This window comes from Methanopyrus kandleri AV19 (assembly GCF_000007185.1).
In the GTDB taxonomy this organism is placed as follows: domain Archaea; phylum JAADCQ01; class Methanopyri; order Methanopyrales; family Methanopyraceae; genus Methanopyrus; species Methanopyrus kandleri.
This window is the reverse complement of the sequence record NC_003551.1, coordinates 544,777-571,135: the sequence shown is the minus strand read 5'-3', so window position 1 is coordinate 571,135 and position 26,359 is coordinate 544,777. Positions and strand designations below refer to the sequence as shown.

The 26,359-nt window shown below is 60.6% G+C and carries 30 protein-coding genes and 2 tRNA genes; 6 read left to right on the top strand and 26 right to left on the bottom strand.

Translation table 11 applies throughout. The annotated features are described in order from the left end of the window. The first annotated feature begins 24 nt into the window (after positions 1-24). A complete protein-coding gene (map, locus tag MK_RS03270; RefSeq protein WP_011018983.1) occupies positions 25-897 on the top strand; it encodes a type II methionyl aminopeptidase in 873 nt (290 codons plus the stop codon). On the opposite strand, the gene MK_RS03265 is transcribed toward map, so the two are convergent. Next, on the bottom strand, positions 863-1,252 hold the full coding sequence (locus MK_RS03265) for a PPC domain-containing DNA-binding protein (RefSeq protein ID WP_158295907.1): 390 nt from the start codon (positions 1,250-1,252) through the stop codon (positions 863-865). The two genes, map and MK_RS03265, sit on opposite strands and share 35 nt — an antisense overlap. 49 nt (positions 1,253-1,301) lie before the next feature. Between MK_RS03265 and MK_RS03260 the strand changes: the two genes are divergently transcribed. After that, entirely contained in the window at positions 1,302-2,318 is a 1,017-nt protein-coding gene (locus MK_RS03260) for a hypothetical protein (protein ID WP_011018981.1), read from the top strand. Here the strand turns inward: MK_RS03260 and hpt are convergent. From hpt to MK_RS03245, 3 genes are read right to left on the bottom strand one after another with little or no spacing between them, the layout of a single operon-like run. Next, a complete protein-coding gene (hpt, locus tag MK_RS03255) occupies positions 2,309-2,872 on the bottom strand; it encodes a hypoxanthine/guanine phosphoribosyltransferase (RefSeq protein WP_011018980.1) in 564 nt (187 codons plus the stop codon). The genes MK_RS03260 and hpt overlap by 10 nt on opposite strands. A gap of 13 nt (positions 2,873-2,885) precedes the next feature. Continuing rightward, on the bottom strand, positions 2,886-3,533 hold the full coding sequence (locus MK_RS03250) for a DUF5612 domain-containing protein (protein WP_011018979.1): 648 nt from the start codon (positions 3,531-3,533) through the stop codon (positions 2,886-2,888). Between the two features lies 1 nt (position 3,534). Then, a complete protein-coding gene (locus tag MK_RS03245) occupies positions 3,535-4,068 on the bottom strand; it encodes a PUA domain-containing protein (protein WP_011018978.1) in 534 nt (177 codons plus the stop codon). Here MK_RS03245 and thiL point away from each other — a divergent pair. Next, complete coding sequence (gene thiL / locus MK_RS03240; RefSeq protein ID WP_011018977.1) at positions 4,052-4,981, top strand: thiamine-phosphate kinase; 930 nt, start codon at positions 4,052-4,054, stop codon at positions 4,979-4,981. The two genes, MK_RS03245 and thiL, sit on opposite strands and share 17 nt — an antisense overlap. 29 nt (positions 4,982-5,010) lie before the next feature. Here thiL and MK_RS03235 read toward each other — a convergent pair. The 4 genes from MK_RS03235 to MK_RS03220 all read right to left on the bottom strand — a co-directional run bounded on the left by MK_RS03235 (position 5,011) and on the right by MK_RS03220 (position 7,465). Continuing rightward, positions 5,011-5,101: transfer RNA gene (locus MK_RS03235), tRNA-Ser, on the bottom strand. A gap of 217 nt (positions 5,102-5,318) precedes the next feature. Further along, positions 5,319-5,834 carry a DUF1678 family protein gene (locus MK_RS03230; protein ID WP_158295906.1) on the bottom strand — a complete coding sequence of 172 codons (516 nt, stop codon included), beginning with the start codon at positions 5,832-5,834 and terminating at the stop codon, positions 5,319-5,321. Between the two features lie 233 nt (positions 5,835-6,067). After that, positions 6,068-7,195 (bottom strand): NAD-binding protein, encoded by a 1,128-nt coding sequence (locus MK_RS03225; protein ID WP_011018976.1) that lies wholly within the window; start codon positions 7,193-7,195, stop codon positions 6,068-6,070. Between the two features lie 180 nt (positions 7,196-7,375). Continuing rightward, a tRNA-Leu gene (locus tag MK_RS03220) sits at positions 7,376-7,465 on the bottom strand. A gap of 90 nt (positions 7,466-7,555) precedes the next feature. Between MK_RS03220 and MK_RS03215 the strand changes: the two genes are divergently transcribed. Next, entirely contained in the window at positions 7,556-8,980 is a 1,425-nt protein-coding gene (locus MK_RS03215) for an RNA-guided endonuclease InsQ/TnpB family protein (RefSeq protein ID WP_011018975.1), read from the top strand. Between the two features lie 122 nt (positions 8,981-9,102). Here MK_RS03215 and MK_RS03210 read toward each other — a convergent pair whose 3' ends face one another. The 4 genes from MK_RS03210 to MK_RS03195 are packed head-to-tail and all read right to left on the bottom strand — an operon-like array spanning position 9,103 to position 12,383. Beyond that, positions 9,103-9,915, bottom strand: coding sequence for a hypothetical protein (locus MK_RS03210; RefSeq protein WP_148679548.1), 813 nt, complete (start codon positions 9,913-9,915; stop codon positions 9,103-9,105). Positions 9,916-9,937: 22 nt separating this feature from the next. Then, positions 9,938-10,678: an ABC transporter ATP-binding protein gene (locus MK_RS03205; protein WP_011018973.1), complete on the bottom strand. Its 741-nt coding sequence runs from the start codon at positions 10,676-10,678 to the stop codon at positions 9,938-9,940. Continuing rightward, on the bottom strand, positions 10,669-11,424 hold the full coding sequence (locus tag MK_RS03200; protein ID WP_011018972.1) for an ABC transporter permease: 756 nt from the start codon (positions 11,422-11,424) through the stop codon (positions 10,669-10,671). Before MK_RS03200 ends, MK_RS03205 begins: the two co-directional genes overlap by 10 nt. Then, positions 11,424-12,383 carry an aliphatic sulfonate ABC transporter substrate-binding protein gene (locus tag MK_RS03195; RefSeq protein WP_011018971.1) on the bottom strand — a complete coding sequence of 320 codons (960 nt, stop codon included), beginning with the start codon at positions 12,381-12,383 and terminating at the stop codon, positions 11,424-11,426. Before MK_RS03195 ends, MK_RS03200 begins: the two co-directional genes overlap by 1 nt. A 50-nt stretch (positions 12,384-12,433) precedes the next feature. Between MK_RS03195 and MK_RS03190 the strand changes: the two genes are divergently transcribed. After that, positions 12,434-12,907, top strand: coding sequence for a RecB-family nuclease (locus MK_RS03190; protein ID WP_011018970.1), 474 nt, complete (start codon positions 12,434-12,436; stop codon positions 12,905-12,907). On the opposite strand, the gene MK_RS03185 is transcribed toward MK_RS03190, so the two are convergent. The 3 genes from MK_RS03185 to MK_RS03175 are packed head-to-tail and all read right to left on the bottom strand — an operon-like array spanning position 12,901 to position 16,763. Further along, on the bottom strand, positions 12,901-13,911 hold the full coding sequence (locus tag MK_RS03185; RefSeq protein WP_011018969.1) for a class I SAM-dependent methyltransferase: 1,011 nt from the start codon (positions 13,909-13,911) through the stop codon (positions 12,901-12,903). The two genes, MK_RS03190 and MK_RS03185, sit on opposite strands and share 7 nt — an antisense overlap. 12 nt (positions 13,912-13,923) lie before the next feature. Next, on the bottom strand, positions 13,924-14,403 hold the full coding sequence (locus tag MK_RS03180) for a hypothetical protein (protein ID WP_011018968.1): 480 nt from the start codon (positions 14,401-14,403) through the stop codon (positions 13,924-13,926). Beyond that, positions 14,394-16,763 (bottom strand): 6-pyruvoyl-tetrahydropterin synthase-related protein, encoded by a 2,370-nt coding sequence (locus MK_RS03175; RefSeq protein WP_011018967.1) that lies wholly within the window; start codon positions 16,761-16,763, stop codon positions 14,394-14,396. Before MK_RS03175 ends, MK_RS03180 begins: the two co-directional genes overlap by 10 nt. A gap of 16 nt (positions 16,764-16,779) precedes the next feature. Here MK_RS03175 and MK_RS03170 point away from each other — a divergent pair, with 16 nt between their 5' ends. After that, the gene (locus MK_RS03170) at positions 16,780-17,244 is read left to right on the top strand and encodes a GIY-YIG nuclease family protein (protein WP_011018966.1); all 465 of its coding nucleotides are present in this window, start codon (positions 16,780-16,782) and stop codon (positions 17,242-17,244) included. On the opposite strand, the gene MK_RS03165 is transcribed toward MK_RS03170, so the two are convergent. From MK_RS03165 to MK_RS03115, 11 genes are all read right to left on the bottom strand, one after another. Beyond that, on the bottom strand, positions 17,213-18,082 hold the full coding sequence (locus tag MK_RS03165) for a class I SAM-dependent methyltransferase (protein WP_011018965.1): 870 nt from the start codon (positions 18,080-18,082) through the stop codon (positions 17,213-17,215). The two genes, MK_RS03170 and MK_RS03165, sit on opposite strands and share 32 nt — an antisense overlap. 120 nt (positions 18,083-18,202) lie before the next feature. Beyond that, the gene (locus MK_RS03160; RefSeq protein ID WP_148679546.1) at positions 18,203-18,502 is read right to left on the bottom strand and encodes a hypothetical protein; all 300 of its coding nucleotides are present in this window, start codon (positions 18,500-18,502) and stop codon (positions 18,203-18,205) included. A 9-nt stretch (positions 18,503-18,511) separates the two neighbouring features. Beyond that, positions 18,512-19,093 carry a hypothetical protein gene (locus tag MK_RS03155; RefSeq protein ID WP_148679545.1) on the bottom strand — a complete coding sequence of 194 codons (582 nt, stop codon included), beginning with the start codon at positions 19,091-19,093 and terminating at the stop codon, positions 18,512-18,514. A 66-nt stretch (positions 19,094-19,159) separates the two neighbouring features. Then, entirely contained in the window at positions 19,160-19,618 is a 459-nt protein-coding gene (locus tag MK_RS03150; RefSeq protein ID WP_011018963.1) for a hypothetical protein, read from the bottom strand. Between the two features lie 2 nt (positions 19,619-19,620). Further along, positions 19,621-20,382 carry a hypothetical protein gene (locus MK_RS03145; RefSeq protein ID WP_011018962.1) on the bottom strand — a complete coding sequence of 254 codons (762 nt, stop codon included), beginning with the start codon at positions 20,380-20,382 and terminating at the stop codon, positions 19,621-19,623. Continuing rightward, a complete protein-coding gene (locus tag MK_RS03140) occupies positions 20,373-21,167 on the bottom strand; it encodes a hypothetical protein (protein WP_011018961.1) in 795 nt (264 codons plus the stop codon). The genes MK_RS03145 and MK_RS03140 overlap by 10 nt, the downstream gene beginning before the upstream one ends. Before the next feature lie 236 nt (positions 21,168-21,403). Next, complete coding sequence (locus MK_RS03135) at positions 21,404-22,015, bottom strand: hypothetical protein (protein ID WP_011018960.1); 612 nt, start codon at positions 22,013-22,015, stop codon at positions 21,404-21,406. Positions 22,016-22,019: 4 nt separating this feature from the next. Beyond that, positions 22,020-23,318 (bottom strand): thiamine-phosphate synthase family protein, encoded by a 1,299-nt coding sequence (locus tag MK_RS03130; protein WP_011018959.1) that lies wholly within the window; start codon positions 23,316-23,318, stop codon positions 22,020-22,022. Positions 23,319-23,427: 109 nt separating this feature from the next. Continuing rightward, the gene (locus MK_RS03125; protein WP_011018958.1) at positions 23,428-24,507 is read right to left on the bottom strand and encodes a formate--phosphoribosylaminoimidazolecarboxamide ligase; all 1,080 of its coding nucleotides are present in this window, start codon (positions 24,505-24,507) and stop codon (positions 23,428-23,430) included. Between the two features lie 105 nt (positions 24,508-24,612). Then, the gene (gene cofC, locus MK_RS03120) at positions 24,613-25,185 is read right to left on the bottom strand and encodes a 2-phospho-L-lactate guanylyltransferase (RefSeq protein ID WP_011018957.1); all 573 of its coding nucleotides are present in this window, start codon (positions 25,183-25,185) and stop codon (positions 24,613-24,615) included. Next, a complete protein-coding gene (locus tag MK_RS03115; protein WP_148679543.1) occupies positions 25,182-26,072 on the bottom strand; it encodes a hypothetical protein in 891 nt (296 codons plus the stop codon). The genes cofC and MK_RS03115 overlap by 4 nt, the downstream gene beginning before the upstream one ends. Positions 26,073-26,359 lie beyond the last annotated feature (287 nt).

Here is a 26,359-nt window from a genome sequence, read left to right as displayed (position 1 = left end):
AGCGTCTCCCCCGGGGGACCGGACGTGGACGATGAGTTCCAGGAAGCCGGAAAGGTGGTCAAAAGGGTCCTCCGTAGGGCTGCCCGGGAGATCGACATCGGAGACCGACTGCTGGAAATAGCCGAATACCTCGAGGAGTGCGTGAGGGATCAAGGGGCAGAACCGGCGTTTCCGGTAAACCTATCGCTGAACGAGGTGGCTGCTCATTACACGCCGAGCCCGGACGACGAGGTCGAGGTATCGCCCGGGGACATCCTGAAGGTCGACATAGGCGCTCACGTTAACGGCGCCATCGGGGACGCGGCGATCACGCTGTCCTTCGACAACGACTTAGGGGAGCGATTGGCGGAGGCCGCCCGCGAGGCCCTCGAAGCGGCCATAGAGACGATCCGACCGGGCGTCGAGTGTCGCGAGGTCGGGAGGGCCATCGGTGAGGTGTGTCGAGATCGCGGTTTCAAGCCGGTTATCGGACTCACAGGACATCAGATCGAACCGTGGAACCTACACGCCGGCGTTTCGATCCCCAACGACGACCTACCAGGGTACGAAGACAAGCTCGAGGAGGGAATGGTACTGGCAGTCGAACCGTTCGTAACCACTGAGGACGGAGAGGGAGACGTGAAACCCGGCTCGACCGTCGAGATTTTCTCAGTGCGGAACCCTAATCAACGATCCCGCCTGAACCTGCACCGGATCTACGAGGACCGGAAGTCACTGCCTTTCGCCCGACGTTGGGTGGGGAAGGCTCCGAGGGTGAAGTTCGAACTGCTGAGACTTAGTAAGCTGGGAGCCGTGAAGGCTTACCCCGAGCTCGTCGAGGTGAACGGGGAACCGGTGGCCCAGTGGGAGCATACGGTAGTGGTCACCGAGCGCGGGTGTCGCGTGCTGACGGAATAACGCGGGTAAGTTCCCTGTACCCGGTGTGAGGGTCACGTCCACGCTCGAGGCGTGCGTTCAACCGGAGCAGCACCAACTCCACGGTGGTGTAAACCTCGAACCCCTTGACGTGCCCCGATAGCGTGTGCCCGTTCTCGTCCGATACCGACGCGTGCAGGTGATAGGAACCGTCGTCGAACAGCAGGCCTTCCAGTGAGATCAGCTCGAACTTCCCGCGGGTCTCGAAGACTGGAGTGTCCCCCAACCTCCACCGGAGCGCGCGGACGCTCCCCTTACCGGAAACCACGACGGAGTTCCGCCATCTGCTCGTGTCCACGCTCTCCGGGAACCGTTCGCCGGGTTCCAACCTGACCACTCGCAGCTCCGCGCCTTCAACACGCTCCTCGATCAGCGGGGTGGCCCCCTTGTACCCGATGCTGCGCGACTTCCTCGTGACGGAGGATGCCGTGTTCTCGGTGATATCCTACGTCCATCCGGAGGACGGTTTCCTGGCGCTGATGCGGTACGTGAAGGATCCAGAAGGCGACAGGATTCGTCGACCCACTGGTGAGAGGTACCGTAAAGTGAGTTTCGAGGAATCGTTCGAGATCCTCAGGGAGCGACATCCGGAGTATGTCAGGAAGGTCCGAGGGGACTTCTACGATCAGGTGGTGCCACCGGAGGACGTAGTGGAGCACTTACACCCGAGGGATCGTATGGAGAGGATCTTGGAGGAGCCCAGGGACGACCTGGAAGAGATGGCCGCGAGGGCCGTGCTGGAACTCGCCGAGGACTCCGGGGTACCGGAGTCCCGGTTCGGAGTCACGGGATCGCTACTCCCCGAGCTCCACGATCCGGCCGAATCGGACCTGGATTTGGTCGTCTACGGTGTTCAGGAGTTCCTCGCGGTACGTGATGCGATCCTACGGATTCAGGAGACCGGCGAGGGTCGAGATCTTCTGAGGGCGCTGGACTACGATCAATGGGAGCGCGTCTATCGGAGGAGATCCCCCGAGCTGGACTTCGAGGAGTTCCTACGGCACGAGCTGCGTAAGGGGAACAGGGTGGTCATCGGTGATCGAGTGTGTGACGTGCTGCTCGTACGCGACGAATCGGAACTCTCCGACGTCCGGTGGGAAGAGTTCGAGACCGTCGAAGAGAACGTCCGACTGGTCTGCGAGGTCCTCGACGATTCGTTGGCGTTCGACTATCCCGCGCGATGGAGGGTCGAAGCGGTGGAATCGGACACCGAGGAAGGGTACGAAGTGACCGAGGTGAGGAGTTACACGCACACCTACGTGGGTCAGGCGTTCGAGGGTGAGGTGATCGAGGTCTCCGGAAAGCTCGAGCGGGAGAGGAACTCGGGGGAACTGATAGCGATCGTCGGAAGCTCCAGGGAGGCGGAAGGGGAGTGGATCCGCGTTCTCAAAGATCAGCGATAGCGCGACTCGACGACGCTCACACCATCCTCCGACACCTCCACTCGGACCAAGTACTTGACGTCGACCCCGGTTTCCTCCCTGACCCTATCGAGGCCTCCCCTGGCCACCACGACCACCACGTCCTCGATCTCGGCCCCGACGTCGTCGAGGGCGTTGATCAACCCGACGAGGGTCCCACCCGTGCTGATCACGTCGTCCACGACCACGACTCTGTCCCCTTCGGACACGCCGTTCAGGTACAGCTTCTCCACACCGTACCCTTTCTCCTGGGTAATCTCCACCTCGCCGTCCAACCCGTACTCCCGTTTCCTGACTATGACCAACGGACGATCCAGCATGTCTGATAGGAGGGCTCCCAGGTGGATCCCCATGGCCTCTACACACACGATCTTATCGAAGTCCGTGCTGTCTAAGGCGCGGACGATCCTGTACGCGACTTCACGGAGTAACTCGGGCGGGAGCTCCGGGACACCGTCCGTAATAGGGTGAATGAAGTACCAGTACCCGTTACGGTTCACCACAGGTGCCTCCTCCAAGGACTTCTCGAGGAGCATGGAAGCACCCCCATCAGAACTTCCTACCTCGAACCCTGGAAAGGTCGAAGACTCCGGCGTCAGAGATAGCCATGACGGCCATAACGCCAGCCTGAACGGGGTCCGTCACCACGAGGTCCGCGACCTCGGGAACGCTCCCGGCCATGTTCAGGGATATCACAGGTATCCCGTGTTCCTCGCGGAGCTCTTGAACGGCCTCCGCGATCTTCCCTCCCATCAAAGACCCCGCGAGAACTAGGATTCCTACCCTGGGCAGGCGGGCTACGGCCCGAACGGCTTCCGCCAGGTTCTCCTCACCGACTAGCGGAATAGTATCCACGCTGATGCGTTCACCGCGGATGTTATGACGGTCCGCCTCGGTGATCGCGCCCCGGGCGACTTCGGCGACCTGGGCGCCCCCTCCCATCACGATCACGCGCTTACCGTATATCTCCTTTAAAGGCCTCAGCACGCGGACCTCTCGGACGACGTCCAGTGATCTCAGCTCGGAGACGAGTACTTTGGGCCGCTCCACGCCTTCGATCTCCATGTACAGACGGGCCAGCTCACCCTCGGAGTCCTGCTGGATGTGGACTATGTTGCCGCCGTGGTCCGCGATGACGCCGGCGATCGCTTTAAGAGCACCCGGAACGTTCTCCACGTCCATGCTGATGGCCAGCATCTCAACCTCCCCTCCGGAGATACCAGCCACGATCGATCACGTTATCCACCACGGGACGACCATCTTCGGAGAACCGAAGGCGACCCACCCCGACGCAATGCTCCCCCAGATCGTCACGATACACCACCGCGACCAGTCTGGGCTCCTTCGGACCCCGGATTTCGACGATACTCTCGGGGAGCACGTCTCGACCGTAGGTGAACAGCACCGCCGCCCGTTCCGTCACGTAAGTCTTTATTTCATCGACGCGGCGCGCGAGTTCGCGCGCACCTTCGACGTGAATTCGGAGGTCGCCCCGGGCCGACCTCTCGCAGAAGGGTCGACCGACTAAGAACGGATCCGCGCGCTCGGGCAAATCGGCCGGGTCGAAATCAACCCGGTTCACGACGAAGTACTCTGTCCACCTACCCTCGAGCTTGATGAGGTGGAAAGATCTCACGACGGAGGCTACACGTTCGCAGTTGAACTTCCTAGCCATCTCGTTCGCGATCGACTCGAGCTCTTCGCGGGGGACGCGCTTGAGCTCCGGTTTCAAGAGACCGTCACCCCGGACGTGGCGGCCGAAGGAGGAGGAAGAACTGATCGAACTCATCGTGGAGGCGTGTCCCACCGAGGGACCACGAGTCAAAGCAGGGGATGACGACGCTGCTGTCCTCCCGGACGGAACCGTCGTCAACTTCGACGCTATGACCCGATCCAGGCACGTACCGAAGGAGCTCAGGGACCGGGACCTGGGCTGGAAGTTCGTGGCTTCGGTGGTGAGCGACGTCGGCGCTATGGGCGGAGAACCGAGCTTTTTCGGGTTCTCCGTGTGCCTCGACGACGAGGTGGACGTCGAGCAGCTCGTCCTCGGGATATCCGAAGGACTGCGGGAGTTCGGAGTGTCCCTGATAGGCGGAGATGTCGTGGAAGGGGAGGAGCTCGTCCTCTCGGGTACGTGCCTGGGGAAGCTGAAGGGCGAACCGCTGTTGATGTCGAACGCCCGCCCTGGTGACGTGGTGGCCGTCACGGGACCGTTGGGCGGTCCCAACGCGTTCGTGCGGGCCATACTCAACGGTATGGAACCAGAGGAAACGTTGTACGAGCGGTTCGCACGACCGAGACCACCGGTGGAGGTGGGTGTGGAGCTCGCGCGGGGTGGCTATCGCGCCGCCGTCACGGACATCAGCGATGGGCTGCTGGCGGAGGCGGAAGCGATCGCGAGACGATCCGGGGTGGCGATCGAGATCCACACGTGGAAGGTACCGGTGGACGAAGGCGTGGAGGAAGTCGCGCAGGAGTTCGACGTGGACCCGGTGGACCTCGCGCTCGAAGGGGGAGAGGACTACGAGTTCCTGATCTGCGGCCCGGAGGACGTGGTTAAGGAGTTCGGTCTAACGACGATCGGAAGGGTGACGGAGGGTGAGGGTGTGAGGATAGTCAGGAACCCACGGGCCCGGTCGGAATAACGTTACAGTATTCATAACGATTCCGGGTTTGGCGCCGGGGCCGGGATTTGAACCCGGGCGGCCCATACGGGCCACGGGATCTCAAGTCCCGCGCCTTGGACCGGGCTCGGCCGCCCCGGCTTCTCCAACAATTAATCGCGAGGCTAGCCACTAATAACTTTTCCGTGCTCGAGCGGGCGGCGCGAGGCCCAACGGGCCGAACACGACGCAGGGCGAGGTGCGCACCTCCGTGGTCGTCGAATCGGGGGAACCGCGCTACCGCCCGTACTCAATCTCAGTCCTTCAGCGCCCGAGCTCGGGCTGGACGTCGCTCGGCGCCCACCACCCCGTACTATCGCTAGGAGAGGAGTTTACGTAGGACGTTCTCCGCGAACCAGGCCTCCCAGGGTCCGAGTACGGTCCTCACGAACCTCGGGGCGCGCTCGAGCGGACCCCGGAGCCCGGTCGAGCGCGCGGGCTCGAGGTCGAAGGCGAGTGCCAGGATTCGGGCGACCAGTCGACGTACATCCCCGGCATCGCGAGCCTCGTGGGACAACGTCTCGAGCGCTGTACGGAGGTGCCGGACGGCGAGCCGGGCGAGCTCGAGCACGCGCTCCCTCGACTGTCCGGCCAGCCACTCGACGAAATCCACGCTCGGGTTCGACTTCCCCAGGTAGATCAGCCGGACCCTGCGGTGCCGCCTCGTCCGCCCGAAGTACGCGACGTAGTACGGGCCGTACGTCCTCCCCGCGATCTTCCGGTACGTCTTCCGCGGCTTCGGCTTGGCCCTACGCCGGTACGTTTCTCGAAGGATACGCAAGCACCGAATGCGTTCCACCGGATCGGCCGGTAACGGGGCGCCCTGCCAGGACACTCTCGCCACCCCGGACGGGTTCGCGACCATTCTTTTGTAATCGTGCGAGACAATAAAAGTATTCCGGACTTTCAGTACATTCCAGAAGCAGGAGAGGATTGGTGGCTTGAGCGTCGATCGGAGGCGATTACAAGGAAAAGGGGTCCGAGGAGGGTGGTACCGTGACGATGAGTGCCTGACCGGCGAACTCCGGTGGTAACGGGGTGCCGGCCGCCTGGTAGTGGACGCGGGAGTCACTCGCCTCGGAGCCGCTCGATCTCTTGGAGGATCTCGTCGATGGTGAGGTCGACGCCGACGAGGTAGCCGCGTCGGTCGAGCTCACGGAGGATGCGCTCGCGCTCCTCCTCGTTGTGGACGATCACGTAGTAAGTGTGGACGTTCTCGGAGACCCTGTAGAGGTCCTCCAGAGTTCGCTTCCTTTCGGGGTACTTCTCCAGGCTCTTGACGAACCTCATCACCTCGTCCATGGAGCTTATCACGACGTCCCTACGGATCGGGGATTTCAAGGGCGGGGTGTAGTACTCCACGCACTGCACCACACCGCCGTTGCCGATTATGATCCACATGACGTCCGAGATCTCGTCCACGGAGTGCCGCACCGTCACCCGGAACATCGTAGGGGAGAGGGCAGCCCGTACTATGTGCCGGGACGCGCAGTCGTACAGGAAGAGCACCTCGTCGGCCCCGGCACGCTCCATCATCTTGGCACCTTCCCGGCTGTTGGCTACCGCGACGACGTGGAGGTCCCGCCTGAAGTTCTTCGCGAGCAGCGTCACGAAGACGTTGGTGCGGTCGTCACCCGTCGCCACCACCATACCGCGGGCGCTCTCGACGTTGGCCTCCTGCAGCGTGTCTTCTCTCGTCGCGTCGCCCAGAACCGCGGGAAACCCTTGGTATACGGCCCGCTCGTAGGCCTCCTCGTCTTTATCCACCACCACGACGTCGAACTTGTACCGTTCCGAGAGTAACCTGGCGACGCGGCTACCCGTCCTGCCGAACCCGCACACGATGATGTGGTTCTCGACCTCCTTTATCCTCTTCCGGAGGACGTCCTCCTTGATCGCCAAGGAGAGCTCCCCTCGGAAGACGAGCTGGATGATGTCTCCCAAGGCGTACGAGGCCACGCCGATCCCGGAGAACATGACGATGACGGAAAGCAGGCGACCCGCCTCCGTGGTGGGGACGACGTCGCCGTACCCCACGGTCGTTATCGTGGCCGCGGTGAAGTACAGGCAGGTCAGCAGCGGCCATCCCTCCAGGAAGTGAAAGATGACCGTGGACGTCAGGAGGATTGACGACAGTACGACCAGAGATCGTCGCACCGCGGGGATCCTCAGCAGGGTGCGCAGGACGGATACCAAGGAACGACCGCGTCCCACCACGGTACCGCGTTCCCCCGACGCTCCTCGGGTGCCCCCCCCAGAGGGGCCCTGGGAAACCGCCCGCGAGCTCGACATCACCTCCGACGTACGTGAACTGTCGCCGCGGGGAGCGTCGCTTCAGTCCGAGTAATCGTTATTATTCTCATAACGATTCTCGCTTGGTGCGGGGGCCGGGATTTGAACCCGGGACGGCCCTACGGCCAGCGGATCTTAAGTCCGCCCCCTTCGACCAGGCTCGGGCGCCCCCGCGCCCATTTCAGGCCATCATAGGGAGATTTATATTGATTGTTGGTTCAGACGCTGCGACCAAGAACCTGCTCACGTCAAGGGGTACTATCCGTGCCACTTAGGTCCGACTATAGATACCGCTCGATCACCCTCAAAATTGTCGGCCCTGAGGGGTACCGCAGAGACCTGATTTTCCTCAGTGACAGATGTACCGCCGTGTATAACGAGTTAAACTACCTTCGCCGTCGATTTTTCTTCAAAGGCAAGTTGGATGCTGTCGCCGTTTCTAGGTCAGAACTTACATTCAGGAGAATTTATAGAGAATATGGGCCAATTTTAGGTACTCAAACAGTAGTCGCAATTGGGGAAAAGAACACTGAAGCTTGGCGATCTTATTTCAAACAAATCAAAGAGGTAAAGTCGAACAAACGTAGAACGATCTGTCAACCTCCACGATACTGGAAAGGTCCGCTCGGTAGGGAACCGCGATTCGTATTCCTAGCTTCCCAGATCCGACGGTTCGAGTACGATCCATTGGAACATCGTGGCGTTATTGAAATCTTAGGACTTGGCGATGTCGTCGACAACCTCCCCAACGTCGGATTTAAGCGTGGTCGCGGCCGTGGTGTCAGGCTCGAGTTCGTGGGATGGTTTCCCTGGCACCCGAACCGAGTGAAAGAACCCAAAAGAGCGGATAAGATTATCCTAAACGGAGACGACGGCAAGGAGTTCTTCGGGCGTAGCGAGATCGTCTATAGTTGGGCAGATAACGCTCATTACCTTACTTTGAATATGAAGGTGAATAAGGGCGAAAGCTGGCTCGTCTCTCGGCTAACTCCAAATGGTCGGGTTCGACCTATACCTCGGACTGGAAATAACTGTGAGAACGCCGCAGCTGTTGACATCGGCCGCCGCATATTCGCCGCTGTTTATTTCTCAGATGGGAAGAAACCGGTTCTGGTACGATGGGGTGACGCATGGTCTCGGTGGTCATACTGGAGAAAAATCAAGGCCCCGAAAGAACAGCGGCGACTCAACAAAAATGGGGCTAATTTCTCTCACCGTCTGAAACAGTATTACGTTAAAGCTCACCGGGCGATCATGGACGCGATCCGGCATTTGGTGAGCAAACTAGTTCAGATCTTGCTCAGTCGTGAGGTAACGCTATTAGTTATTGAGGATCTTAAAGGCTTACGCCAAAAGCTGCATGGGGAGCTAGCATACTGGGCCTACAAGCGAATTATAAGGGAGATCAAACGGAAATGTGAAGAGTACGGTATAGAGGTCATTGAGGCTAGTCCTGCGTACACTTCGGTAACATGTCCGATGTGCAGAAGTAAATGCAAACGGAACGGAGGGCTAGTGATCTGCTCAAAGTGTGGAAAAACTATGAATGCTGACATCGTGAGGGCCTATAACCTGCTAACGAGGGCCACCGATGACCCTCCCGAACCGGAGCTGGAGTACTTAACGGGTTCGAACTGTACCACTGTCTTGCCCTCGAATCACAAGCCACCCATAACCCCGAACCGATGAACCGCAGCTCCCATGGGGAGCTCGGGAGAGGTAGGGGGTAATCGGGTGCACCGCCACCCTGAGACCGGTCGGACAGTGCCCTGAATCGGTGGCTCTTATGAGCCGGGGCCAACGGCCGGTCCTCACGTGCGGGCAAGTCCTGCCCCTTCGCTACTTTTCCTCAGTACGGTGTACCGGACGAGCCGTTCGAGGACGTCCCAGTCTCCCTCGAGGATCGGTCGACCCACGGACACCGCGGATGCACCGGCCTCGAACATGCGGTCGACGTCCTCGGGCGTGCGGACCGAGTTGTTCCCGATAACCGGAACCCCGACCCGAGCCGCCGCCCGGACGTACTCCAGCTCGTACGTCGGTTCGCCAGGTTTCATGGCGTCCACGTGTAGGACGTCCACCGACGAGTCCCGCAGGGCTTCCAGCGCGTCTTCGAACGCGGGGTGCGGTCCGCGGAGCTTCACGGAGACGTACACGTCGTGCTCCGCCACGGCTTCGACGATCTCGATCAGCCGTGTCCGGTCCTCGAGCAGCGCCTCGCCCGCGCCGGCTCGGACGATCTCGGGTTGTCGACAGTGGGCGTTGATCTCGACGACGTCCACGAGGTCCGCCAGTTCACCGGAGAGTTCCCCGGCCTCACGGGGGTCCGCGAACCTCACGTTCACGGCCACCGGTATCTCCACGTCGACGCGTGACAGCTCCTCCGGTAAGCGGTCGGGCGGCACCGCGAACTCGTCCCGTCGGCGTGCCACCAGCTTCGAGGCCCGGTAAGTGGCGTCGTCGCCGGGGTAACCGCCGAGTATCACCATCCCTACGCCGTGGCGCTCCAGCTCGGGCGCCAGCTCGGGTCCCGTGTGGCCCGACATCGGGGCGTTGAACGTGAGCGAGGTACAGCCCAGTCGTTTCCAGAACCTGAGGGCCTCGGACCGGCAAACGCTCGTCACGGTTCGGCTAACCCTCTTGTCATCATCGGCTTCCGATCATGTCGAGTATTCGGGCCCGCAGCTCGACGAACTCGGGGTCGGTCCTGTCCCTTGGTCGTGGTAGGTCGATCTCGACTATATCGACTATCTCGGCGGGCCTGGGTGAGAGTACCATCACGCGGTCGGCCAGGAACACCGCCTCCTCGACGTTATGCGTCACCAGGAGGATGGTCTGCCCCGTTCTCTCCCATATTTTCAGGAGCTCCTCCTGCATCTTGTTGCGCGTCTGGGCGTCCACGGCGGCGAACGGCTCGTCCATGAGCAGGATCCTGGGCTCGGCCGCCAGCGCCCTGGCGATGGCGACGCGCTGCTTCATACCGCCGGAGAGTTGCTTGGGGTAGGCGTCCTCGAACCCCTCGAGTCCCGGGACGACCTTGAGGCACTCCCGGGCGATGCGCTCGGCCTCCTCCGGGTCCTTGCCCTGCATCAGCGGGGCGAACATGACGTTCTCCAGCACGGTCTTCCACGGGAAGATAGCATACTCTTGGAAGACCAGGGCGCGGTCGGGTCCGGGCTCCCGAACCTCCTCGCCGTCCACCAGGACCCTGCCCGCGTCGTAGTCCTCCAGTCCGGCGATTATCTTGAGGAGCGTCGTCTTACCGCACCCGCTGGGGCCTACGATCGCGAAGAACTCACCTTCCGAGACCTCGAACGTGATGCCGTCCAGCACCTTCAGGTCGTCGTAGCTCTTGTGCAGGTCCTCCACCTTCAGGATCACCGCCATACGAGCGCCCTCCTCTCGAGGTATCTGAACCCACGGTCCATCACGAGGCCCAGGAGCCCGATCGTGATCATGCCCGCGATGACCTGGTCGGTCGCCAGGATACGCTGCGCCTCGATGATCATGTATCCGAGTCCGGACTTCGCCGCGATCATCTCGGCCGCCACGACGCACATCCAGCCGACTCCCAGTCCCACCCGCAGACCGGTGAAGATGTTGGGCAGTGCCCCGGGCACCAGTACGTGCCGGATCAACGCGGTGTCGTCGGCGCCCAGGTTGAGGGCCGCCTCGACGTAGATTCGGTCGACACTCCTGATACCGGAGATCGTGTTGATCAGTATCGGGAAGAACGAGCCCACGAAGATGATGAAGAACGCGGACGGGTCGCCGATCCCGAACCACACGATGGCCAGCGGTATCCACGCTATCGGCGGTATCGGACGGATGATCTCGATCAGGAGGTCCATCGCGGCGTGGGCCGTACGGTACGTTCCCATCAGGACGCCCAGCGAGACTCCCGCGACCGCCGCGATCGAGTACCCGACCGCCACCCGGTAGAGGCTGGTCAGCGCGTGTTTCAGTATCTCCCCGGGCATCTCGACGAACACCGAGAAGACCTGGGAGGGAGGGGGAAGGAGGACCGGGTTGATCAGGCCGAGTCCGCTCACGGCCTGCCAGATCGCGAGCACGGCGACCGGCGCCGATACCTTCAGCAGGGTCTCGAGTCGCTCGTCGCCGTTCCGTATCACTAACCGGCCACCTCCTTGAGCAGTTTCAGGTCGATGAAGTCGGACCAGTCCGGCAGTTCCTTGATGTAACCGAGCTGTTTGAGGAACCTGGCGAACATCTTGATGCTGTCCACGTCCAGATCCACGGAGTAGCGAACGTGTCGCATCGCCTCCTTCTCTACCTCCTCGGGTACTTTTAGCTGCTTCGCCGTGATCTTGGCGGCCTCGTCGGGGTGCTCCTGCACGTACTTCGTGGCCATCACGTGGACCTTGAGCACCTTCTTGGCGAGGTTCGGGTGGCGCTCGATGAAGTCCTTCCGCATCACGAGCACGCAGCACTGGTGGTGGGACCAGATCTTACCGGTGTCCATTAGCCGGACGCCGAACCCTTTCTTGACGGCCATCGTCGGACCCGGCTCGGGCTCGATGAACGCGTCGATCTGCTTCGCCCCGAGCGCGTTCACGGCGTCGGCCGTCTTCATCTCGACGATGTCCACGTCCTTATCGGGGTCCAGGCCCGCCCGCTTCAGCGCGGTTCTCAGCATACAATCCTGGATGGATCCCTTCATGAGCTCCGCGACCCGCTTGCCCTTCAGGTCCTTGATGTCCTTGATCTTGCCGGCCTCGTCCTTACGCACCACGATCGCGGAACCCTCCTGGTTCACTCCCGCGACGATCTTGATCGGCACACCCTTGGAGTACGCCGTGATCGCCGGGACGCACCCGATGTAGGCGACGTCGATCTTACCCGCCGCCAGCGCCTGCGTCTCCGGCGGTCCGGCCTTGAACTCGTACGTCTCCACCTTGATCCCTTCCTTCTCGAACATCTTCTTGGCCATGGCCACGAAGAGGGCCGCGGAGTGGTCGCTGGGTTGGTAACCGATCCGGACCACGTTGGACGTCGTCGTGTAATAGTAATATCCGAGCGCACCGCCGAGGACCGCCACGATGACTATGCCCAGGGCTACCACCTTCTTCACGGGACCGCCCCCGACGACCCGTTTGAGTATTATTATTTGGGGGTTTCCATGTGATTCCCGTGACCGTTGTGTACCACAACGTGCACAGCCCCAGGAAGGTGGAGGAGATGGCCAGGACCGTGGCCGGTTTCGGGGCGAAGCGGTTCGTCATCAGCAGAGCACTCGGTAGCGCGGCCCAGGAAGGGGTGCCCAAGGCGCAGAGGATCTGCCTGGAGGCCGGAGTCGAGCTCCTGTTCTTTCAGGACCTGGAGGAGGCCCTGAAGGCGCTCTCCCCGGACGTGACGTACATGGCCGAGGATGCCGAGCACGGTGGGGCGAAGCCGCTGGACTTCGACGCCGTGGTCGAAGAGATCGAGCAGGAGAGGGAGGTCTGCTTCGTCTTCGGCAGCGCCAGACCGGGATTGACGAAACAGGAGCTCGAGCTCGGTGACGAGGCCGTGTACGTGGGTACGGAGCGTAACGTGGGTGAGGTAGGCGCCGTAGCGATCCTACTCCACGAGCTGAGAAAGCGTCTGAATCAGTGAACGCGGACCACGAGCCGGTAAAGCGACTCCTCCGGGGAGTACGGCTTCACCTCCCGGTGAGACTCGAGTTCCACCGGTCTATCGGCCTTCCTACGGAGCTCCTCGAACGCTTCCTCGGCGTTCGGAGCTATCCGGTAGTAGATCAGCCTACCCTCGGGCCGTACACACCGTACCGCGGTTTCGACGAACCGGTGCGCCATCTTGGGTACGTTCATGATCACGTAGTCGAACCGCCCCACCAGCCGCGACACCTCGCGTGCATCGCCCAGGAAGGCCCTCGCCTCGACCCTGTTCAGCCGGAGGTTCTCCAGGAGGTACCTGTACGCGACTGGGTTCAGTTCGCAGGCGGTCACCTCTACGCTCGGGACGAACCGCTTCAGGATCACCGTGATGGGACCCACGCCGGCGAAAAGGTCGAGTACCGTGGATCCTTCCTCCACGACGTCCTCGGCGAGCAACCGGCGCTCGGTGGCCAGCCTAGGGTTGAAGTAACACCGCGCCAGATCGACCCGGAACCTGCACCTGTGCTCTCGATGTTCGGTCACCGCGGGGCCCTTCCCGGCTATGCGGCGGAGGTCCCGAACGCGGAAGACTCCCCGGACGGGACCGCGCTCGAAGACCGCCCTCACCCGTCGGTGAACTTTCATGATCGCCCGGCCGACTTCGCGTTCGTGCCCACGCAGCTCGTCGGGTATTTGAACCACGGCCACGTCGCCGATCACGTCGTAAGGTACGGGCACGGACCATCCGAAGCTGTCTTCGAGGACCTCCTCTACGCTCCGGTGTTCGACTGTCCGTTCGAACTCGGCTTCACCCGCTTCGTAGGGTATCCCGAGTTCTTCGAGCACACTGCCCGCACGTCCGGCATCGCGTACGGGAAAAAGCACCATGTCCTCTTCTCGTCGCGCTTTGACGTCCTTGGCGAGAAGATCCTCTCGAGACAGTACCCTCCTAGCGCGTTCCGCCATATGTTTGGGGACGGCGACGTAGGGGAGCTCAGGCACGATTGAGACCCCTCAGATCAGTGGTATCAGCGGAAGGACGCGTATCTTCGTCGTCTTACCGTGGCTGACGAGCACCAAGTAACCGGATCTGTTGAAGTAGACCGAGAACCCGGGTGTATCGATGATGTCGAAGGAGTACCGGACACCGTGTGCGGATATGTAGGGACGGACGGAACACGGACCGTGGATCACGACCGCGTCGCCGTACGACTTCACCTTGACCCTACCGACACGCAGCGAGCTCGGTGATAGGCGCACCGGTTTCCCACGGTCGCCTAACTTCACCAGAACGGCGGGGTCGTAGGCCACCGCCAGGGTCGCCCTTCCCCGGTACGGGTTCAACGTCAGCTGTGTGGTGGCCCCCGTCGACTGGTAGATCCCCGCACTCATCCGGACCATCTCGTGCGGGATCGTCCAGTTCACCACGGTCGACGTCCATCCAACCCCGTACAGCAGCGCCAGTGTGACCAGTATGGCTCTGATTACATCCATAGTAGCATCGCCCCGAGCGCCAGGGTACCCAGTACGGCCGCGGCGTAAGAGCCGTAGGACAGGGACTGTGGTAACTCGTACCTCAGTACGGTGTCTCCGTGGGCTCGCACCAGCATCTGTCCACATGAAGCAGGGTAGACGGGACCGTCGGAGGACCGCCACGCGGGGAAGTACTTGACCTTCAGGTACACCCACCCGTTACCACATACCCGCATCACAGCAGGGTCGCCGCGGTACTCCAGGTGAACTTGAGTGGGTTTCCCGGAATCGAACCCTCGCAAGACCCCGTTGACGAACTTCCGCTCCTCATCCGTCGGTAGCCTGGGCATGCGGTATCCTTCGGTTTGCACCTCCTTGATGAGCCTGTGGAACCGCATGGTGAAGTATACCACGTCCACACCGCACACACGGACGAGCCCGTGACCGACGCGCACGTCCTTCCACCATCTGCCGTCCACTCGGTACGCGGACGGTAGGTACTTCCGGAGGGGAACGAAGGAAGGCGGACTGGCCGGACTCACCCTGACACCGAGACGTTCAACGGCACGGGCAACTCGTGTGTCGGAGACCGGTAGGATGAGCAGTACCTTACGACCCTCCCGAGCCAGCTTCACCGCCCGGTCCACGTCACCCGGCGTCAGAGGTCTCACGATCACTCTGTCGAACTTCCTCGCGTCGCAGAACGTGGCGTCGACGAACACGTACCGGTTGCCGGGAGTCGCGACGAAGTTGAGGAGCGTGGTGTAGTACGCGTTCTCGGTCCTGAGGCCCAAGCGACGATCCACTACCGCGATAGGATGTGGGACGACGCACGCGGAGCCACCATGGCCTAAGAACTCGAACACACGGTAGTCACCGGCCTTCTTCCGTAACACGAAACCCGGCTCCTGGGACAACTTCTTCGACAGCAGCGAGGATTTCGTCAGCAGGTATCGGGTGTTGGTCGCCCAGAGCGAGGTTTTGAGGGTGTTGGGATCGTACACCCAACCGAGCTCCCACTCCCAGCGGGCGGCCAGGGAGAAGAACATCGGGTCTCCTTGGGAGAACCACCCCATGATCGTCGGGTGCCCGGAGTATATCGGTGAAATCGGAACGCTCGCGTCGAAAAGATGCGTGTAAGGGTCGGCATCACAACGGGCAGTATACGAGTCGTCCGGCCAGCTGTCCCCCATCCACTTCCATAACTTCATGGCCGATGACGTGACGTGTGGGGGCTCGGGAGGAACGTACGTCAGGGCTCCGACGCTACCGGAGAGAAGCAACCCTGCCACTCCGAGGGGTGCCGCCCAAGCCGCTTTTACCGACCGGAGCAGCTGACGAACGACGGGGGCCGCCGTCACTGCGAGCAGCATCGGCATGAGGACAGTCGTGTAACGCTCCGCGAGCATGTTCTTGCCGAGAGGGAGGTACTTCCAGTACCCGAGAACGAAGGCGAAGGTCACCACGATCGAGACCATACCCCAGAACAACACGAACAAACCGAACCCGGTACGACGTCGAATCTCGTAAGCGACGCCCACGATGCCGGTCACCGTTACGAGCAGTCCGGTAGACCACTTACCCCCCACGGTCAGGTCTTTCAGAACTCCCGCCACGGAACCTGGTGGATATAACCACAGCTCCGATAGGAACCTCTTGTAGTAGATCGCCGCCGCGTAGTGCGAGAACGCGATCGCGATCCCGATGGCAACGGGTGCCGTGGATTGCAACAGGAACCTGGGGGTCCGAAGCTTCTCCCGAAGCACGGCTTCGGCGATCCCACGGGTCAGAATCAACCCTCCGGAAAGTAGACCGCCGAGCGGATGGGAGTAGCAGGCGGGCACCAGGAGTAACGTCGCGTAGGCCAGGTGACGCTTCTCACCCCGCAACCACCGCTCGTAGCAGGAAAGAGCCAGGAACCCGAACCCCAGGGATAGAATCGTCGGGTACACGCCCTCCCAGTTCAGCGCTTTCATGAACCCTCCGGAGGTGAGGCCCAGAAGCGCGCAGATCACGGCTACCTTCCGGGCGTACCCTCGAGCCCGCACGAGCGCGTAGACTCCCACTCCGATCAACGCGGAGGCGACGATCAGGCAGACGACGAACGTCCGTACCGGATCCTTGACTATCGCGTCCACGGCGGCGCCGAGTAGGTACCCCAAGGAACCGTAATACGTGAGGTACGGGAATCCCGAGTACCACATCGGGCACCACGGGTCCCATCGACCGTCGGCAAGCATGTGGTATGTGTACCATATCTTGAGCACGTGAGCGCGCGAGTCTCTGCTTAAGAGCGGGTACATCAGGTTCCCCGCGTTGGCTATCGTCGCACCCACCAGGATCACGAGCAACGCCAGAACCAAACGACTGTCGCCGAACAACTGGGGGTACTCCCCCGTGCTACCGGATCATGGCTCGTACGCTCTCGTCTTCCGCGTGAACAGACGTGTCAAGGTGAACGTAGGAAGCTTGGGAGACGTGATCGTGGAGGCCGGGAGCTGGACCTACGTCGGATCGGGCATGGGGCAAGGGTCTTCCGGGCTCAGGGGTCGCCTCGGGCGTCACTTAAAATCGGCTCGGGAGGGAACGGAGCGACCCCACTGGCATATCGATCACCTGCTTTCCCAGGTACGACCTGAGGTCGAGGGCGCTTGGATAATGGAAGGCGACCGTGAATGCGAGCTAGCGGCGGCACTGGCGGATATGGTACCCGGGATTCGAGGATTCGGATGCTCAGATTGCCACTGTGAAACCCACCTATTCCGCGCAGGGATCGCCGAGACGGCGGAAGCCGTCAGACGGGTCGGTGGTGGGACGTTCTTACCCACCCCTACACTCGAGCGCTGGGTTTCTCAGCTGTAACCAACCCCCACCTTCGGTCCACGTCCACCACCTCGAACCCTACGCGTGTGAGACGCCTGGACACCCCTGCGAGCACATCCTTTCCTCGATACCGGCTCCCCGGAGCTCCGACGTAATGGACGAGCCGACCGCCGGGCCGCAGGAGCCGCAGTAACTCCCGATAAAAATTCTCGGAGTACAATTCCCCGGCTCTCGCGAGTCTGGGAGGATCATGGACAATAGCGTCGAATTCGTCGTCGAGGGATGGAACCACTTCCTCCGCGGGCCCCAACAGGATCTCCACTTCCTCCAACCCTCGCGACCAAGGGTTCGCACCGGCGATTTCGAGGACGTTCCGGTCCTTCTCGACGGAGATTACCTCCGCACCACGCTCAACTGCCCGCAGCGCGGTGTAGCCCAGGCCCGTGCATACGTCGAGGACACGATCTCCCTCGGACACCCCGACCTTACCCACCTTGACGCCGGCATCAGTCCAGGGATCCGTCCACTTCGTACGGTGCATCCTGATGCCGTCAATCTCGATTGTCGGTGCTTCGCCGGGTCTTACCGGCAGGAGCTTGTAGTAGTGCTCAGCCCGAATCTCGATCCTGTAGACATTATCGGTAGTCAGTCCGTAAGCGCCTTTCCATCCCGTCATAGATTCCAGTTCGTCCCGTGTTAGCTCCACACCCTCAATAACGACGGTATCACCGTTAATTCGGGCTTTCCCGGAGTGTAGGCCTAGATCTAGCTGGATCTCAATCTCTCCACCCTTCCTCACGGCGCGCAGTAATTCTCTCGCTTCGAAATGAGACACAACAGCAACGAAATCCGTGGGACGGATCCTATACCGGCGCAAGCGGCATCCCTGCGCCGTGAAACGTTACGGTACGAATAACGTTTCTGGAGGTGGAAGAACCTGTGGGCGTGCGCCGGACATAAGCGATCCAAAAAATGACGGAGGGCGTCGAAAAACGCCTCAGGCCGTGCTCCTCCTGACTAGCCTGAGCAGGATCGGTAGTATCAGGATCAGCGGCGTGGCGCGGGCCTTGGCCTTAGCCTTAGCACTACCGGCCACTGATACTTCGTAGCTCCCCGACTTGATCACCAAGAATTTGACAGGCCTAAGTTCACCTCTCTCGTCGACCTTGAGGATGCACCGTTCTCCGGTCTGAGTCTCGATTACCAGCTGGTCACCGCGTACCTCTACGATCCGCTTCACCTTCTTCGACAGTACGACACTGTCCACAACTCTATTTTGCTCATCAACTACGTACACTGATCCGTCCTAATATACGATAACCGTGTATTTCTTACCCTTCGCAGGCACCACTGTTACTCCCACTGGTCTCGGAATGTCCACTTTAATGTCCCTGGAAGCCACGATTTTAGTGGATACCTTCACCTCGAGTTTAACGGTTAGCTGCCCTGGATCAACCAATGGAATCCCCGTGACTTCAATCTTCTCCTTGAAAGTACCATTCGATAGTTTGACGGTGATTCGTTTGATCACCTTACCGTTGTAGATCACCACTAGTATTATCTCAGACCGACAGTGCTTCACTTCAACCCGACCGCTGACATCAATTATTACCTGTCCAGGCTTCACCTTCTCCACAACGGCTTTGAGGTCCTTGATCTGGGCTGGGGTCGTCGTCACCGTACCCGTCTCAGTCTCAGCTTCTCCACCGTTGTTCTCTCCACTCGATTCACTAGCTTCTGTGTGACTCTCCACCGACGATCCTGAGGATGTCTCAGCACCTCCAGTTGTAGTACCTCCAGTTGTCGATGATGTCTCCTGTTCGTAGGATGTTTCTGTGCTAGACTCAGTGGTTGTTTGCTCGAGTTTCAGTGATGTTTTAACCGACACTTCACCGCAGCTCTTACCTGAGTTGTTACTAGCTTCGATCCGAAGCTTGACGACTACTGGAAGCTCTCATGATACGTTTTCTAGCCCTTCGAGACGCACTTTAACATCCATGTGGTCGCTTATCTCGACCGGGAACTTACCTAGTACGTTGCCCTTAGCGTCCTCGACGACCACTAGTCCACTCACCTTCTCAGCCCGCTCCACGTGGACGTCAGCTGTTATCCGAAGCTCTACCCAGTCCGGACCGTAGTCCGTTTCGACCACCTTGAATCCACTGATCTCGACCTTCGGCAGGAACTGCACGGTCACCGGTTCGGTTTCGGCCGTCATCGTGACACCGTGCGTGCACTGGGCCGTGATCCTAACCTTGTACTGACCCTCCTCGGACACCCGGAACGTGACGACGTCACTGGTCGCGCTCAGCGTGCGTCGATCGACCACTACCCAACCCTGATCCGTACGCTTGAGCAGCTCGACCGTCACCGACTCCACCGTACAGTTCTGCGTGTGGATCTCGTAGCACACTCTCAGGGTCGCGGACTCTCTACTCGGACACTTCCTCCGAGCTCCGCGCTCGCCAGCCGTACCTCGACCGACGCTTCGGCCGTGGCGGTTACGCTGTCGCCGGTCGGCGTCTTACCCTCGGCGGTCACACGGACGATGATCGGGATCCTGGCGCTCCGCAGACCGGTTAGTTTGACGGTAGCCTTCAGGACTCCGTTATCGACCGTCGCTTCGGTCGTGGCGAGCGTGTGTCCGGTTCCCGCTTCGATCACCTCCACCTTTCCACCGGTCACCTCACATCCGACGGCCGTTACCGGTACCGTGATCTCTAGGGTCGCCCAATCGGCGCCGTAGTCGGATACCTTCACGCTGGGAGCACCTACCTCGAGTCGCGATAGCGTTACCTCCACGTCCTCGGACGCTAAGGTGAGCTTCTCCTCGTGTCTACCTGACGGTGTCGTCCACTCCACCGTGGCCTCGATCACCACGCGGTACGTGCCGGACTCGTTCACCGTGAACCTCACCGTACCCTCGGCTTGCGACCTCTCTTCGGACGCCACGACGTTACCGTCCTTGAGCAGCTTCACCTCCACGGACTTCACGCTGCAGTTCTCCGTGTTGATCTGGTAATCCACGCGGAGCACGGCTTCCGACTCCGTGATCTTCTCCACGGTGATGTTGACCGAGCTGTTGAGTTTCACCAGCTGGACGGTGATCGTCACGGGGTAAACGTCGGTAACCTGCTGCCCCTCGACGACACCGCTCAGTTGGATGGTCACTTCCACGGTATCCGAGGCCTGCGATACTCGCGCTTCTTGATGACGCCGTTGACCACGTCGGAGCCGGTTACGCTCAGAGTCTGCGTACTCTCACCGGACTTCACCTCGATCGTTCCTGTCAACTCGGTGACATCAGTTCTCACCGGGATCTCGATCTCCAGTTCCACGTAATCAGTTCCGTAGTCGACGGCCGACACGTGCACCGGTCCGCTGATGATGTACGGCGTGTCCCTAACGGCATTCCAAACGGCCTCGTTCTTGAAGGCACTGTGCGGGAATGGGTTGTCGACTTGGGACTCGAACGCCTCGACGATCTTCCTCAGGAAGCTCAGCGTCAGCGGTTTCGGCTCGCTAATGTAGCCCCAATCGTACCTCACGCTGTGCTTAGCCAGCTCCTCGATGGTCACCATCACCAGCTTGTCGGGGAAATCTACACCCAAGTACATGCAGTAGAACGGGAGCTTCTGACCCTCCAGGTTGACTTTGAACGACAGCTTGTTCCCGGAAATCTCCACGTAATCTTTGGGTACCGGCATCAGGGCCGGCTGGTAGTCACAGAGACCCCCTCCTTTCTGAACGTCCCTCTCATCTAACAGCACCAGATAGACGGCCTTTTCGCCCACGATCACCGGGTACTTGGTCATGTCGATGGTGGGCTCGCAGTGGGTCACCTGAACCGACCACTGGTAGTCATTCTCCTCGACGAACTGTCCTTCAATTGGTGCCGCTGATACCGATTGTAGTCCTACGGACAGCATCGCAAGGACAACTAGTATTTGCGCTTTGCTCACGCATGTCTCTCCCATGGGGACATGTTGTTTACCTTGTGGCCCAGTGTTTGTCTCACGTGGGACCACTAATTGCTTGTATAAATAGTTTTCGGGTGAGATAATGGGTAGTAACCTGTCACATCATGTCGGTCCGAACTTATGTCGAGTTGAACTAGCTCATGTTAGTGTGAGGTAGGTAGGGTGGCTTAGGATGGACAATATGAGTGTCGTCAGTGTTGTTTTTCATTGGCGTCACCTTATACCTGGGAGAGCGATAGATCCCGGAGGACTTCCTCCGTCAGGGTCCTTACGCGGTTACGCCTGAGATCCCGGATCAACCCGTCAACACCGTTTTCCGCCACTAGAACCGCGATTACGGGTACCGCCTTGCTGGCGTACCGTAGGCCGAGGTCCTCGACGTCCACGATCACCGTACCGTTCCTGAGCCTCCCCGAGCGTACGCGGCCGAACTCACGAGGGCCGGTGCTCGGTGAGTATAGGCGACGACCGACAACAACCACGTCCGCAAGACCCGCGACTTCCAACGTCTTGGGATGATCGCCCGTGTTCACTCCTATAACCACGGTCGGGTTCGGAGATATATCCGGCACGTCGGGGGGTACGTTCAGCGCGGTAGCTACCACGGTGTCGGAACTCTCACGTCCCAGCCGCCGTAAGAACTCCTTCCAGGGTTCCTCGTCCTTGAGCCGACCGTCGTACGTCAGCGCGTCGTCCTCCCGCTCGTACTTCGAGAGACACTCCACCCTCACCTTGACCTTGGGCTCTAACCTCCTGATCACCCTCTTGGCGAAATCCGCGTGACTTCGGGAGATCACGTCCAGGTAAAGCAGTCGTTTGAACGAGCTCACTCCCTTACACCCCAACAACACATCCCAACAACATTCTCAGCTTAGTCACGGCCTCCACGGCACTCTTTCCGAGCACGCGTATCATCGGTTCCTTACCCACGTCGCCCTCGTCGTAGACGACGTCGGGAGTGTCGTCCGCCCTCCGAAACGCCACCTCGGTGCCCCACTCCATCGTGGAGTCGACTTCCTCCGGCTCTTCCGACCGGTCGAACGAAGACACTACGAACCCGAGATCGCGGGCCCTCTCGATAAGCTCCTCGTCGTACCTGGCGTTCACCGCGGCCCGGACCGAGGGGTCGAGCCGATGTGCCGTCAAAGCCACGGTGCCGACGTGCTTGGAGCCCCCCGGAACCGGGCGACCGACCGCGGTGGGTCTATCACCGTCGAGGACGATTCGACCCGAGAGTCCCACAACACCTTCAAGACCCCGGGAGGGGTCGAAGACCTCCGCCACGTTCATTCCGACCTGTGGGATCGCCCTCGCGAAGGCCGGGTCCGACTCGATGATCTCGAGTGCCCGGATCACGTGCTGCGTTGCCTTCCCCAATGTCGCGTCACGTCGAATTTGTGCGACGGGATCTGCCACCCGGCCGAAGGGCGTGTTCCGGGCCTCTCGGACCGCCGCTCTCGCGAACCGAACGGCTCGTTCTACGGCGGTCTCAGGGTCCAACCCGCGGACCAAGAAGCACGCGAGAGCCGTGGAGAGCACGCACCCGGACCCGTGAGCGCCTTCACCCGGAGGCACCTCCCACGCGATGGTGTTCCCCTCAGCCGGCACCCACACATCGCGTCTGTCGACGGAGTGTCCCCCCGTGACGAGGACACCCGTCAGGCCGTACTCCTCCACCAGCTCACGGGCTGCGAGCTCGGCCTCCACCGTGGTGCGTACCTCCCTTCCGACCAGCTGACTCAGCTCTTCCGTATTGGGAGTGAGGATATCGACTGTTTCCCCAAACGTTTCCAACGCCTCTTCAGGAGTCGCTTCGGATAACTCCCCTCCGGCCTCGGCTCTGAACACGGGGTCCCACACTACCGTCAGGTCACGGAGCCGTTTCGCCAGTATCTCGAAGGTTTTCAGAGTAGGAACGGCCCCGACTTTGACCACCTCGCACCTTGGGACGTATCGGGCCAAGCAGTCCGATAAGAACCGTGAGTCAACGGGCTCGACTAGCTCGACGCCCTCATCCTGGAGCGATAGCAACGTCGGGAGCGAAACCGCCGGTACTCCGAGGGCTTCGGCCGTCGCTATGTCTGCCCTGAGACCGGCTCCCGTGGGATCGTGTCCCGCGACTATCAGGAGCATATCCGAGCCCCCAACGTCACAATACTCGTAACGTTTAGGATGAAGGGTAACGCCGAGCAGCAGCCCGGGGGGCCGACGACTTGGGGAACGGTATTTTTGCCCGGAGAGGTCAGGTAACGACGCCTTCGAGGAGCCCCTTGTCCCGAGCCTCGCGCACCTCCTTGGCTATCCTGCGACCCATGGTCACGATCTCGCCGAACTTCAAGTACGCGTACGGCAGGAAGGTCACGTTGGTACCACCGTCGATCCTGGCGGAGAGCTCGAAGACGTAGAACTCGAGGTCCTCGGTGCACAGCGTTTGTAGACAGAACGGCCCGATGAAGCCGGGTTCCTCGATATCCTCGGATGCGCGTACCACGCGATCGCCCATCTCGTACAGCTGCACCAGCAGGGACTCCCTCACGACCACGGGGATGTTACCCGAGATGACGTAGGAAGGCTCCAGTCCCGCTTCCAGTTGATCGCCTGCCGGCATCCGGACGAGGCCATCGATGTTGGTCTCATAACGGCGATCCATCCCCAGTACCTCAACGGTATCCTCCACGACCGACCGGAAGTAGTGGACGCAGAAGTTGGTCCCGACCACGTACTCCTCTATGTGTGCCTGCTCGAGATCCTCCTCGTCGATCACGCCGTCTTCGATCAGCCGCTCTGCCTTCTCCTCGAACTCTTCCGGATCGGAGCAGATGAAGTACCCACGACCCCCTCTGGCCCCAGGGAACTTGACGATGACCGGGCGGTCGATGTCCTCGGGTGAGTCGAACACCTTCGGCACCTTCACGCCCGCCCGCTTCAGAAGCTTACGCTCTAGAGAGCGCTCGCTCTCCCAGCGCAGTAGCCGCCTGTTTCCGAACATCGGCACGCAGAACTCGTTTTCGATCCCGTCCAGACCCACGTAGGCGACGAAGGACCCGTGCGGCACGACGATAGCGTTCAACTCTCGAAGACGCTCCTGAACTTCCTCGTCGAGCATGTCTTGGAAGCGCTCTACCACGATGATCTCATCGGCGACCCCGAGTCGCTCGTAGGGTGTTGTGCGACCTTCTTCACAGACTACCACAGAGCGAAGCCCTTCCTCTTTGGCGCCCTTTAGAATGTGAAGTGCAGTATGGCTTCCGAGCGTAGCTATGGACAGGTCCTCGAGATCGTACTCCGAGAGGATCTCGAGAATTTCCTCCCGAGATAACAACGGCGGCCCCCCTGCCCGGGCGCGCTCCACGCTTCTTTAATCCGGCCCCCTCCGGTGCGTGTCGTCTCACGGGACTCTCTAATGAAAGTCGCACAAAAGGTGCCGTCAGACTTCGACGACGGAACGCGCAATCTTCGCCACTTCCCTCCTCCCCAACAACGCCGCGTCGAGCAGGTCTTCCGGCTCGTCCACATCGGCGAAGAACCCCAACGACTTCACCACGGCGACTTCCACCCCTTGCTTCTCCGCCCGTCTCAAGTTCCTAGGGAAGCTCACACCACCGAACGTCGGCCTGAACCGTACACCCTTCCTCACGAACACTCCACTCGTTCCACCTCGTCGGGACGGGCAGAGAACGACATCCGCGTCTTTCAACCCCTCCAACGCCCGCTCGACGTCCTCTTCGGACAGCAACGGTAGATCCGACATCACCAGCCCGAACTCACCGTCCGGAAGCGGCAGCTCGTCGAGACTCGCGTCACTCCGTCGTACCTTCGTCCCCGGCACCGACAGGCTGGAGTCCGGAGTTACCACTTCTACCTCGCCGAACTTGGAGAGCACCCTTACCACGTGCCTTAGCATCGCCAACGCGAACCGCTCACGCGTCTCCTCGTCCATGCACGAGGACAGCCGGGTCTTACGATCCCCCCTATCCGCGAACGGCACCACGAACCTCACGGCTTAAGCTCCCCCAGCACCGACATCACGTTCCCCCATACCTCGACGAAGTCGCTTGGATCCTCCGGATCTGCATCCGTGTCTAAGTCGAGTACGCGGGAAAGTACTACGCCCAATCCCCCACGGCCGGGCCAGGTCAACGTGCGGTGGGCGACCAGGCATCCCAGCTCCAAATCGTTCATTCCTAGGACCTCGTCCCGAAAGTCCACCCACCGACCCCCCTCTCGCGACCACACCGGCACTGCGGGGAGTAGCGACTTGACGTTCATCGATCCGACGCATCGGATCAGTCTCTTGAGATCGTACATCGAGTCATCCAAGAGCCCCTCGCGGAGTGCACGCACTCTGTCCCCAGCCACGAAACCCTCACGTGCCAACCATACGACTCCACGACCCACCCGCTGGATGATCTCGCCCGGCTTTATACCTCGACGCTCGTGTAAGTCCCATCTCAGCCACCGTCGCACGGTGCTGTCGAAGTACCTCACGTGAAACCCCTTGGATCCAGAGAAATTAACCACGTCCGGTCGTGGGAACCCTAACGCCCGACGTAACTCGTCGCATGCTATCACTACATCCTTGAGTAGCCTCCCCAGCGATTTGAGGAACGCCTCGGGCTCCTCCGGAAGCTCCGCGTCCACGTCGATCACCAGATCCCAGCCGAGGAGTCCCTCCCACGATTTCGGGTTCTTGAACTTCCCAGTCGAGTGATACAGCTCTAAGAACCCTGAGACCTCGTCCAACCTCCGCTTTCGGGTGAATACGATATCCCGTCCCTTTAGGAAGGTGTACGCCCACTCGCGGGAGCTCGGGTCTTCCACGAACTCTCGTAACACGCCGCTGGGAAGTGAGGCGTAGTACTCTCCGACTAACGTCTTCACGTCCATCTTCCTCGCGCCCGCAGTTTCACACTCTCGGCTGTGGAAGGTTGGCGAATAGAAGTCCAAATAAAAAAGGACGTTATTTGGTTACTTATCTGCCATCGCGCGCCATAACCGTCTACTATTACCCTCGTTCACTCAATGAAAGTAGAGGAATTAGCTCGATGAATAACTGTATATCGGGCTCTGAATTAACTGCAAGTAAAAGAATTTTCGTTGCGATATTCAAATGTTATTGAAATCGTAACAATTGTCGGCACCTCCGCCGCTCACGATCGTGGGGTTACCGTCCG